The 11,636-nt window shown below is 62.2% G+C and carries 9 protein-coding genes; 3 read left to right on the top strand and 6 right to left on the bottom strand.

Annotated elements, in window-relative coordinates; genetic code table 11:
- Positions 1-52: 52 nt before the first annotated feature.
- The 5 genes from iolG to ACS5Q8_RS12665 all read right to left on the bottom strand — a co-directional run bounded on the left by iolG (position 53) and on the right by ACS5Q8_RS12665 (position 6,791).
- Complete coding sequence (gene iolG / locus ACS5Q8_RS12685; RefSeq protein ID WP_443695976.1) at positions 53-1,063, bottom strand: bifunctional inositol 2-dehydrogenase/D-chiro-inositol 1-dehydrogenase; 1,011 nt, start codon at positions 1,061-1,063, stop codon at positions 53-55.
- A gap of 19 nt (positions 1,064-1,082) precedes the next feature.
- Positions 1,083-3,014, bottom strand: coding sequence for a 3D-(3,5/4)-trihydroxycyclohexane-1,2-dione acylhydrolase (decyclizing) (gene iolD / locus ACS5Q8_RS12680; RefSeq protein ID WP_426102018.1), 1,932 nt, complete (start codon positions 3,012-3,014; stop codon positions 1,083-1,085).
- A gap of 10 nt (positions 3,015-3,024) precedes the next feature.
- The gene (iolB, locus tag ACS5Q8_RS12675) at positions 3,025-3,813 is read right to left on the bottom strand and encodes a 5-deoxy-glucuronate isomerase (RefSeq protein WP_443695979.1); all 789 of its coding nucleotides are present in this window, start codon (positions 3,811-3,813) and stop codon (positions 3,025-3,027) included.
- Entirely contained in the window at positions 3,810-4,703 is an 894-nt protein-coding gene (gene iolE / locus ACS5Q8_RS12670) for a myo-inosose-2 dehydratase (RefSeq protein ID WP_276197782.1), read from the bottom strand. The genes iolB and iolE overlap by 4 nt, the downstream gene beginning before the upstream one ends.
- Before the next feature lie 150 nt (positions 4,704-4,853).
- Positions 4,854-6,791 (bottom strand): bifunctional 5-dehydro-2-deoxygluconokinase/5-dehydro-2-deoxyphosphogluconate aldolase, encoded by a 1,938-nt coding sequence (locus tag ACS5Q8_RS12665; protein ID WP_465160268.1) that lies wholly within the window; start codon positions 6,789-6,791, stop codon positions 4,854-4,856.
- Positions 6,792-7,074: 283 nt separating this feature from the next.
- Between ACS5Q8_RS12665 and ACS5Q8_RS12660 the strand changes: the two genes are divergently transcribed.
- A complete protein-coding gene (locus tag ACS5Q8_RS12660; RefSeq protein WP_247406183.1) occupies positions 7,075-7,995 on the top strand; it encodes a MurR/RpiR family transcriptional regulator in 921 nt (306 codons plus the stop codon).
- 213 nt (positions 7,996-8,208) lie between these two features.
- Here ACS5Q8_RS12660 and ACS5Q8_RS12655 read toward each other — a convergent pair whose 3' ends face one another.
- A complete protein-coding gene (locus ACS5Q8_RS12655) occupies positions 8,209-9,114 on the bottom strand; it encodes a hypothetical protein (protein WP_276197780.1) in 906 nt (301 codons plus the stop codon).
- A gap of 334 nt (positions 9,115-9,448) precedes the next feature.
- Here ACS5Q8_RS12655 and ACS5Q8_RS12650 point away from each other — a divergent pair, with 334 nt between their 5' ends.
- Both ACS5Q8_RS12650 and ACS5Q8_RS12645 read left to right on the top strand, forming a co-directional pair.
- Complete coding sequence (locus tag ACS5Q8_RS12650) at positions 9,449-10,132, top strand: response regulator transcription factor (protein WP_010564812.1); 684 nt, start codon at positions 9,449-9,451, stop codon at positions 10,130-10,132.
- On the top strand, positions 10,110-11,504 hold the full coding sequence (locus ACS5Q8_RS12645; RefSeq protein WP_443695986.1) for a sensor histidine kinase: 1,395 nt from the start codon (positions 10,110-10,112) through the stop codon (positions 11,502-11,504). The genes ACS5Q8_RS12650 and ACS5Q8_RS12645 overlap by 23 nt, the downstream gene beginning before the upstream one ends.
- The last annotated feature ends 132 nt before the right edge of the window (positions 11,505-11,636 follow it).

The following is an 11,636-nucleotide window of genomic DNA, read 5'->3' as shown; positions in this document are numbered from 1 at the left end:
TATTGGCTGACCCACTGCTATCGGGAGCAAGCCCTCCCACATTGACCGAGTGTTAGCCGTAGAAGCGCGGACGCTCAGGCAGGCTGACTTGGACAATTTGGCCACTGCCTTGCGCTTCGATACACGCATCCGCCGCGACCGCCGCCGCAAACCCGTCCCACGCCGACGGCCCGCCCACTTGCCCGGCGCGCACGCTGTCGATGAACGCCTGCAACTCGACGTCATAGGCGCCGATAAAGCGCTCTTTCCAGTCCATCAGGATCGCATTGGACAGCTTGGCCTCGCTGCGCAATTGCACCTGCGACGGCTCCGGCAGCTTGGCGATACCGGTCTCCCCTACCACTTCGCACTGAATGTCGTAGCCGTACTGACAGTTCACAAACACTTCCACATCGATGCGCGTGCCCTTGGCGGTTTCCAGCAGCACGATCTGCGGGTCGCGCAGATGGGCCAGGGCCTTGCTGGTCTTGCGCGGGAACACCACTTGCACGCAGACGTAGTCGTCATCAAGCAGCCAACGCAACACGTCCAGCTCGTGGATCAAGGTGTCGGTGATCGCCATGTCGGTCTTGTAGTTCTCGCCCACCCGCGGGTTGCGGTGCGCGCAGTGCAGCATCAGCGGCTCGCCGATCTGGCCGCTGTCGATCACCGCTTTCAGGGCGCGATAACCTTCGTCATAGGGGCGCATGAAGCCCACTTGCACCAGGCGCTTGCCGTGCGCGACTTCAGCTTCGACGATCCTGCGGCAGCCGTCGGCGGTGACCGCCAGCGGTTTTTCGCAGAACACCGGTTTGCCGGCGGCGATGGCGGCGAGCACGAACTCCTCATGGCTCGGGCCCCAGGAGGTGACGAGAATAGCCTCAACCTGAGGCGAATCGATCAGCGCATGGCCGTGCGCATACACCTCGGCGTCCAGTTTCAGATCCGCCACCACCTTGGCGGCCTGCTCAAGGTCGATGTCGGTCACCGCCACCACCTGGCTGTTGAGCAAGGTCTGGCTGCAACGACGAATATGGTCCCGGCCGATAGCGCCCGTACCGATAACACCCAGCTTCAACGACATACATTCACTCCTCTTGTTATTAGTACTGCCGGGCCTTGGCCAGCTGTTCATTGAGTTTTTTCGCCGCAGCATTGGTGCGTTCGCTGGTGGAGACCTGCGCCACGCCCACCCGCCACCAGGACAGGTAGCCGTGGATCATGGTCTTGGGCAACACCTTGATATCGATCAGCGTCGACACCGTTTGCGTGCGCGCATCGGCCAGCGCCGCTTCGAGCTGCGCCACGCTGCTGACCTTGTAGGTCTTGCAGCCGTAGGCCGCTGCGCTCATGGCGAAGTCCACCGGCACCAGGCCGCCGTCGAGCTTGCCGCTCTCGGGGTTGCGGTAGCGGAACTCGGTGCCGAAGCTGTCCATGCCGTTGCCGATCTGCAGGTTGTTGATGCAACCGAAGGCCATGTTGTCCAGCAGCACCACGTTGATCTTGCGCCGCTCCTGGATCGAGGTGGCCAGCTCCGAATGCAGCATCATGTAAGAACCATCGCCGACCAGCGCATAGACCTCGCGCGTCGGCTCGGCCAGCTTCACGCCGAGCGCAGCGTTGATCTCGTAGCCCATGCACGAATAACCGTACTCGACGTGGTAGGTGTTGACGCCCTTGCTGCGCCAACTGCGCTGCAAGTCGCCGGGCAGGCTGCCGGCGGCGGCGACAATGATCGCGTCGTCGGCCAGGGCCTGGTTGAGCACGCCGAGGACGCGGCTTTGGGTCAGGCACGAACCGGTCAGCTGGATGAATTCGCGCAGCACGGCGCGGTCCAGGCGGTCGTTGACCTCCGGTACGAAGTCGTCGCCCGCGTATTCCACCTGATGCACCCGGTCGACTTCCGCGTCCAATTGCGCCCTGGCGTCGCGTACCTGCTCGCCCCACCCGGCGCGATAATCCCCCAGTGCTGCGGCCAATGCTTCAAGGGCGACTTGCGCATCCGCCAGCACTTGCACGCCATCGAGTTTCAACGCGTCGCAGGGGCTGATATTGAGGTTGAGGAACTGCACGTCGGCGTGCTTGAACAGCGACTTCGACGACGTGGTGAAGTCGGTGTAACGCGTGCCGATCCCGATGATCAGGTCGGCCTCGGGGGCCAACAGGTTCGCGGCCAGGCAGCCGGTCTCGCCGATCCCGCCGACGTTCAGCGGATGGCTGGAGACCACCGCGCTCTTGCCCGCCTGGGTTTCGGCGAAGGGAATCTCGAAGCGTTCGGCAAACGCCTGCAAGGCGGCATTCGCCCCGGAGTACTTGACCCCGCCGCCGCAGATGATCAACGGCTTGCGCTTGCCCTTGAAGGCCGCCACGGCGTCGCCAATCATCGCCTCGGTGGCCGGGCGACGGTCGAGGCGGTGGACGCGTTTTTGCAAAAAATAATCCGGGTAATCCCAGGCCTCGGCTTGCACATCCTGCGGCAGCGCCAGGGTGACGGCGCCGGTTTCGGCCGGATCGGTGAGCACGCGCATGGCGTGGATCGCCGCGCTCATCAATTGCTCGGGGCGGTTGATGCGGTCCCAGTATTTGCTCACCGAACGGAAGGCGTCGTTGGTGCTGATGCTCAGGTCATGGAATTGCTCGATCTGTTGCAGCACCGGGTCGGGCTGGCGGCTGGCGTAGACATCGCCGGGCAACAGCAGCAACGGGATACGGTTGGCCGTGGCAGTCGCAGCAGCGGTCAGCATATTCGCCGCCCCCGGGCCGACCGACGCAGTACACGCGTAGATCTTGCGCCGCAGGTGTTGCTTGGCAAAACCGATGGCAGCGTGGGCCATGCCTTGCTCGTTGCGGCCCTGGTGGACCACCAAGTCGCCGCTGTCCTGCGCCAGCGCCTGGCCCAAGCCGAGCACGTTGCCGTGGCCGAAAATCGTGAACACCCCGGCGACAAACTTGCTCTGCACGCCATCGACTTCGATGTATTGGTTATCCAGAAACTTCACCAGGGCCTGGGCCATGGTCAATCGGGTGGTGGTCATGTCGCGCCCCTTAAAGGTCCAGCAGCCAGCTGTGCTGAGGGTCGTTATGAAAATGCCAGGCGCGCTTGGGGCCGGCCATCACGTTGAGGTAATAGGACTCGTAGCCATACGGCACGCTGACCGGGTGGTAACCCTTGGGCACCACCACCAGGTCGCTGTTTTCCACCGCCATCGCCTGGTCGATGCTGCGGTCGTCGGTGTACACCCGCTGGAACACGAAGCCCTGAGGCGGGTTGATCTGGTGGTAATAGGTTTCTTCGAGAAAGCTCTGGTGCGGCAGGTCGTCGGTGTCGTGCTTATGCGGCGGGTAGCTCGACGAGTGCCCGGACGGCGTGCGCACCTCCACCACCAGCAGCGAATGGGCGGGCTCGCTGTCGGGCAGGATGTCGCACACGTAGCGGGTGTTGGCGCCTTTGCCGCGCACGCTGCGTTTGCACTGTTCGGGGCGGATCAGGCGAGGCGCGAAACCCGCCGCACCGGGCGCGGCGCAGACCGCGATCTGCACGTCGCTCAACGCCGTCACTTGGGCGTCAGTGCCCGGCGGCAGGTAAGCGGCAAAGGGCGATTTGTCTTCAAACACCGACTGACGATCGCCGAGGTTCTGCCAGCTAAAACCGTCGCCTTCGATCGTCACCCGACCGCTGAGCAGCACCAGGCACAGCTCCTGGTCACCGGCCGTGACCGGCAGGGTTTCGCCCAGGCTCAGGCGGTAGGCGGCAAAGCCGACGTAGTCCAGGCGGCCTTCTTCGAGGGCGACCATGGTTTGCCCGCGTTTATTGCTCTTGACCAGCAAGCTCATTGGCCCGTCCTCTCGTTGAGCAGCGCACGCAAGGTGTCATAGCCCTTTTTCGCATAGATATAGCTGGGCGCGACGGCAGGGTCCTGTTCGGCTTCGACCACCAGCCAGCCTTGGTAATGCGCGGCCAGCAGCACGTCGAGCAACGCGGCAAAGTCGATATCGCCGTCGCCAGGCACGGTGAAGGTGCCGTTGACGATGCAGTCGGGGAAGCTCCACATCTGGTTGCGCGCCAGTTGCACCACCGCTTTGCGCACGTCCTTGAAATGCACGTGGCACACCCGGTCGATATGCTTGCGCAGCACGTCGAGGGGTTCGCCACCGCCCATGTAGCAGTGGCCCGAATCGAACAGCAGGCCGACTTCCGGGCCGGTGCGGCGCATCAGTTGATCGATGTCCTCCGGCGATTCGACATAGGCGCCCATATGGTGGTGGTAGGCCAGGCGCACGCCCTGGGACAGGGTAAAGCGCGCCAGTTCGGTGAGTTTGTCGGCATAGTCCTGCCAGGCCTGCTCGCTGTGGAAACGCGGGCGTTCGATCAGGCGGATGCGGGAGCCCTGAATCGAATCGGCGACTTCGCCGTACACCAGCACCGTAGCGCCATTGTGTTTGAGCAACTCGACGTGAGCGGCAATCGCCTCGATTTCCTGCGCCACCGAACGCTGGGCCAGGCGGCTCGAATACCAACCGGAGACCAGCGCTAGGTCATAGGGGCGCAACACATCGGCGACGCCCTTGGCGTCCTTGGGGAATTTGCCGTTGAGCTCAAAACCTTCGTAGCCAATCTGCTTGCCTTCGCTCAGGGCGGTGCTCAGCGGCGTTTCGCCGCCCAGGGCCGGCAGGTCGTCGTTGCTCCAGGAGATCGGGTTGATGCCAATTCGGATTGCGGGCATGGCTGCACCTTTTGTTTTTATCTGACTTAAGCCTGGTGAGGTTTGCTTTATGTGGGAGCGGGCTTGCTCGCGAATGCGGTGTGTCAGTTGAAAAATTTGTATCTGATACACCGCATTCGCGCGCAAGCCCCCTCCCACATTTGATCGTGTTTACTGTCGAGCGCTGCGCCAGGCGTTGATGAGCTGTTCGAAGGTCTGCTGCACCTGCTGAATCAGCGTTTCGTCATCGATCTCCCCCGCCATCCACGCGCGGCTCGGCGCCTGGAAGATCGTGCGACCCACGGCAAAACCACGGCAGGTGCGGCTCTGGCTGGCCTGGCGAAAGCCCTCGGCCAGGCGTTCGGCCGACGCATTCAGGCCCAGCAACACCACGCCACGGCAGTACGGGTCGCGTTCCTCGATCAACTCGTCGAGTTTTTTCCAGTCCTCGGCCGACTGCGCCTCGATCTTCCACCACGCCGGGTAGATCCCCAGGTTGTACAGGCGCTTGAGGCTGCGGTAGAGCACATCGGGGTAGGTGGATGGGTGATCCTTGGGCGGGATGACTTCCAGCAACAGTTCATGCCCGCTGACCAGCGAAGCCTCGTACACCGCCTTGAGTTGCGCTTCCTGTTCCAGGCGCAGCAGCGGTTCGTCATCGGGGTGGTATTGCACCAGGCACTTGATGATTTGCTCCTGGGGCCAGACGATCAGGTTGCTGCCGATCGAGCGGCCGTGTTCGAACGCCAACGGCCGCGAGTTCTGCACCTCCACCGGGCGTGCGATCCACCAGCCGCGACCGCTGGCGGCGTTGAGCGCGTCCTGGCCGAAGCGCTGGTCGGCGAGCAAGCCCACGTCGGCCTCGACGCCCTGCTCGCGCAGCTTTTTCTCCACGCGCTCGACGGCCTGGATAAACAGTTGCTTGATCGCGCTGATGCGGCTCGCGTCCTGGCCTCCGCGTTGGGCCAGGTCGACCAGTTGCCAACGGTGGTCGAAGGCAAATACGAACAACTGCTTCCAGGCCTTGCGCGGCACCGTGACGCGGTGCAGGCGTTGCAGAGTCGTGTCTTGATCGGGACGGGTGATCGGCAGCGGGCTGTTGAACAGGTAATCCAGCTCGGCGGGCGTCGGCATGGCCGGCGCGCAGGCGTGACGCGACACCACCAAACCACCGCAGGCATTGGCCAACTGGCTGCATCGCGCGTCGTTGGCATCGTTCAGCCAGCCGCTGAGAAAACCCGACATGAACGCATCGCCGGCGCCCAGCACGTTTAGCACTTCGACGCGCACGCCGGGGTAGATCGCGCCGTCTTCCAAGCGTGCCGGGATCGCGCCGTGGATCACCGTGCAACCCTGCGGGCCGAGCTTGACCACCAGGGTCGCCGGGGTCAGCTCGCGTACCCTGCGCAGCGCGCTGAGCAAATCCTCACTGCCGCCGGCGATCAAGAATTCTTCTTCAGTGCCGACGATCAGGTCGAAGCGCGGCAGGATGCTCTGCACGTGCTGGCTGACACTGCGGTCGGCGACAAACCGGGTTTCCCCATCGGCCTTGCCTGCCAGGCCCCACAGCACCGGGCGGTAGTCGATGTCCAGCACGCGCTGGACGTTGTGTTTGGCCGCGTAATCCAGCGCCTGGAGGCTGGCCTTGTACACGCCGTCGGTGGAGAAATGCGTGCCGGTAATCAGCAGGGCCTTGCTGGAGGCGATAAAGGCTTCGCTGATGTCCTCGGCGCGCAGGGCCATGTCGGCGCAGTTTTCGCGGTAGAACACCAAGGGGAAGGTTTCGCGGTCCTTGAGGCCGAGCAACACCAGGGCGGTGAGGCGTTCCGGGTCGATCTTGATGCCGCTGACATCACAGCCTTCACGGGCCAGGGACTCCGTCAGGAAGCGGCCCATATGGTCGTCCCCGACCCGGCTCAACATCGCCGACTTGAGGCCCAAGCGTGCGGTGCCGAAGGCGATGTTGGCGGAAGAACCGCCGAGGTACTTGGCAAAGCTGGAGACGTCCTCCAGCCGCGCACCGACTTGCTGTGCATAGAGGTCGACGCCCAGGCGACCGAGGCAAATCAGATCCAATTGACGCCCACTGGCAAAACGAGTCTGGCCCATGCTGGCTCCTGTTATTTTTATCAGCCTGCGTTGTGCCACCGTGGCGACGGCAAACGCTCTTGGTGGAGCAGACTAGAACGTTCAGCGAACTCAATCAATATTTATTCCATAATTATTTTAAGTGGAATTTTTATTCCAATACTTCAGCATAGAGGCACACCCGCGACACTGCATCGATTCAGCAGGCCACTCGCGGCCGCATGCCGGGGTATTTTTTTGCGCCTACCCTGTAGACTTGCGCCCACCATCAGCGCACCAGATGAACCCGCCAGAAGGATTGCTTATGTCCCGCACCGATCAGCCGGCCACGCCCGAGACCGCTTCCCAAGACACTCTCGCCAGCCCTGCGATCAATGCCGAACGCCTGCTGCAGCTGATCACCGACGAATACGAAAGCCTGCCACGCCAGCTCAAACGCATCGCCAGCTACATGAGCCAGCAGAGCGACCGGATCATGGTCGACCGCATCAGCGACATCGCCCGCGAATGCGAAGTGCATCCGTCGGCCATCGTGCGGTTTTCCCAGCGTTTCGGGTTCAGCGGGTTCAGTGAGATGCAGGCGCTGTTTCGCGAGGCGTACACGCACAAGACCACGCCCGTGCAGAACTATCAGCAGCGCATCCGCAGCATGATCGCCAACAAGTCGCAGAAGGCCAGCGGCGGCGACCTGGCGCGCGAGTGCGTCAACGCCACCCTCTCGGGCATTGAGCGCCTGGGCCTGGAACTGGATGACACGGCGTTCGAAAAAGCCGTGGACCTGGTGGTCAACGCCGACAACATCTACGTGGTCGGCGTGCGCCGTTCGTTTGCGGTGGCCGACTACCTGGTCTACAACCTGCAGCACACCAACAAGCGCATCCACCTGATCTCAGGCCTGGGCGGCAGCTACCGCGAGCAGATGCGCAGCGTGCGCGCCAATGACCTGGTGATCGCCATCAGCTTCACGCCCTACGGCAAAGAGACCCAGCACTGCCTGCGTATCGCCCAGCACCACCAGGCCAAGACCCTGATCATTACCGACAGCAACCTGTCGCCCCTGGCCAAACGGGCGAACGCAGTGTTGCTGGTGAATGAAGGCTCATCGTTTGCCTTCCGCTCCCTGAGCGCCACGTTGTGCCTGTGCCAGGCGTTGTTCATTGCGGTGGCGTATCGCTTGGAATTGAAGGTGGATGAGATTCATGAGCAGGTCGGGTTTGACGACTGACTATCTGACACAGCAGGCCAAATGAGGGAAGGGGCTTGCCCCCGATGGCGTTGGAACAGTCGAAAGTGCTGTCGACTGACACTCCGCTACCGGGGGCAAGCCCCCTCCCACAAATCACCGGGATCAGTGCATGAAGATCGCGATCAGGATGATCACCGGAATCGGCACGCCGAGGAACCACAGAAGTAATGAGCGCATGTTGTTCTCCTTGAATTAACGAACGTAGGTTTCGGTTTCGACGTACACCACGGCATCGCGGCGACGGCCACCAAAGGTCGCAGCGAAGCTGGCAAAGAAGGCGCCGATCAACAGTGCGACAAAGGTCCACAGTGAGGTATAGGCAGCGACTTTGGCGGCCGTATCAGCGGCTTGCTTGGCTTTGAGCTTGGCGTCTTCGACGGCTTTACGCGCATCACCGTAGACTTTGTCGATACGCGCTTCGGCATCGGCCTGGCTAAGGTTGGTGCGCTGGCTGATCAACTGGGCCAGGTAGGCACGGTCTTCAGCGGCGAGTTGGCCGTCATTACTCAGGGTGCGGGTGAAGATGCGTGCAACCACGCCATGGGCAGCGTCATCACTGACCGCGACCGGGCGATCATCACGAAACAGGCTGTCGACGTAGTAGTCGAAGTCGCCGCCGTTAAGGCCTTTGGCTGCACTGCCCGCGGCTTGAGTGATACCGCTGGCCGCGCCCGCTGCCACGCTAGTACCGGCTTTCACACCACCGCTCACGACACTGCTGACCGAACCGACCACCAGCACTGCGGTGATCAGCGTGGCGACCGCCCAGGCCAGGAAACCATGGGCGGTGTCGCGAAAGTACACCTCATCGCCGTGCATATTGGCCCACTTAACCCGCAACCGGCCGGCGATATAACCGCCCAGCCCAGACGCGACAATCTGGGTAAAGGCCAGCCAGATAATGGTGGAAATGCCAAGCCCCTTGGCGCTGATACCGCTGTCGGCCCACGGCGAGACCGCCGAAAAACCCAGGCCGAAGCCCAGCAATACCAGAATCAGCGACAACGCAGCCGCCGCAGCGGCCCCGGCAAAGATAGCCCCCCAGGAAACCCCGGAGAGCGTGCTCGACTCTTGCAGTGTGGATGAGGATGTGATCATTGTTGTTGTGCTCCCGGCAGGAAAAATAGTGTTACAACTCTCAAAAGGGACAGTGCAGGCAGCATGCCAGTCGCGTAAAAAATTAAAGTCTTTATATTTCAAAAGGTTAAGTAAATTGAACTTGCCAGAACCATGCAACTTGCAAGAAATGGCTGTTGCAGGCGGGCGTAATGCATTCCCCTGTGGGAAGGAGCACGCCCCCTGCCACACTGGCCGGTGCCTGCCGTGAAACTTGTGTCAGTTTTGCCAACATGAAGTTTTATTTAGGAAGCGTTCAGCCATTTCTTGGCAAAATGCCCGCACTTCTAGTGTGAATCGCTCACCAGGTAATCCTATGACCCGCATTTTGACCATCGAGGATGACGCCGTAACGGCCCGCGAGATCGTCGCCGAGCTGAGTAGCCATGGACTGGATGTAGACTGGGTGGACAACGGCCGCGAAGGCCTGGTCCGCGCCGTGAGTGGTGATTACGATCTGATCACCCTCGACCGTATGCTGCCGGAACTCGACGGCCTGGCCATCGTCACCACCCTGCGCACCATCGGCGTGTCGACGCCGATCCTGATGATCAGCGCGCTCTCCGATGTCGACGAGCGGGTACGCGGCCTGCGCGCGGGTGGGGATGACTACCTGACCAAGCCGTTCGCCTCCGATGAAATGGCCGCCCGCGTCGAAGTGCTGCTGCGGCGCAAAAGCACGGTCAAGGAATTCGAAACCGCCCTGCGCGTAGCCGACCTTGAGCTGAACCTGATCAGCCGTGAAGCCAGCCGCGCCGACCAACCGCTGAGCCTGCTGCCCACCGAATACAAACTGCTGGAATTCCTGATGCGCAACACCGGGCAGATCCTGTCGCGGATGATGATCTTCGAGGAAGTCTGGGGTTATCACTTCGACCCCGGCACCAACCTGATCGACGTCCACATCGGGCGCCTGCGCAAGAAGATCGATCCACCGGGCCTCACACCGCTGATCCGCACGGTACGAGGTTCCGGTTATGTCATTGCTGAACCCCTCTAAGGGCTGGCGCTCCTCCAGCAGCCGCTTGCTGGCGCTGTACAGTTCGCTGTTCGTGGCCTGGAGTTGCATCCTCATGGGGGTGCTGTATTACGAGGTGTCAGATTATCTAAGCGACCTGTCGCGCCATTCGCTGATGCAGCGCCAGCACCTGTTCCAGCGGTTCGACGGTGACGAACTGGTGGAAGCGCTGACCACCAGCATGACCTTCGACATGAAGGGTGTAGAAGCCTACGGCCTGTTCGATGAGCAATTTCGCCCATTGAGCGGGCCAATCCATGCGATACCGCCCGACTTGCGCCTGGACGGAAAAATCCACGCCCTGGCCAACTGCATCGACTCCGACGACCCGAAACTGCCCAAAGACAGCTGCGACGCCGTCGCCACCCACACCTCGGACGGCCGCTGGCTGGTGCTGGTGCGCGCCAACGGTTCGCTGTTCGGGGTGACTCGGATCATCTGGCACGCGCTGCTGTGGGCGGTGTCCCTGACCATCATCCCCGGCGCCGCCGGCTGGCATTTACTGCGCCGCCGCCCGTTGCGAAGGATTCGCGGGATCCAGGCCAGTGCCGAGGCCATCGTCGCCGGCGACCTCACCCATCGCCTGCCGCTGTCGAACCGGCGTGACGAACTGGACATGCTCGCCGCCATCGTCAACGCCATGCTCGACCGCATCGAGAAGCTGATGAACGAGGTCAAAGGCGTGTGCGACAACATCGCCCACGACCTGCGCACCCCGCTCACCCGCCTGCGCGCACAGCTCTACCGCATCCGACAGGAGGCCGAGCAGGACTCGGGCTACGCGGTAAAACTGGACGACGCCATCGCCGAGACCGACACCCTGATGGCGCGCTTTCGCGGGCTGTTGCGGATCTCGGAACTGGAAGACCACCAGCGCCGCTCGGGTTTCCTGGTGCTGGACCCGCTACCGCTGCTGCGCGAACTGCACGACTTCTACCTGCCCCTGGCCGAGGAAGGCGAACTGCAACTGGTGCTCGACACCCCGCCATCCCTGCCTTGGATCACCGGAGATCGTGCCTTGCTGTTCGAGGCCCTGGCCAACCTGCTGAGCAACTCGATCAAGTTCACCCCACCGGGCGGCGAAGTGATTTTGCGCGGGGTCAACGATGCGGGTAGCACGCGTATCGAAGTCCACGACTCCGGCCCCGGCATCCCCGCCGCGGAACGCAAGGCGGTGTTCCAGCGTTTTTATCGTCTGGACGAAAGCGACCAGCAAGGCGGGTTCGGCCTGGGTTTGTCGATTGTGGCGGCGATCATCAACTTGCACGGTTTCAAACTGGACGTCGGCACCAGCCTGCGCGGCGGTGCGCGGTTGGTGCTGGAGTGTCGCCAGCAGCTCATGCCCGAAGCCTGAGACCTGCACAGGCCAAATGTGGGAGGGAGCTTGCTCCCGATAGCAGTGTTTCAGTCATTCATCACGTGACTGACACTCCGCTATCGGGAGCAAGCCCCCTCCCACATTAGCCCTGCATTGCCTGATAGATCT

This window comes from Pseudomonas sp. PAMC25584, assembly GCF_058135675.1.
This window is presented reverse-complemented; position numbering and strand designations above follow the sequence as displayed.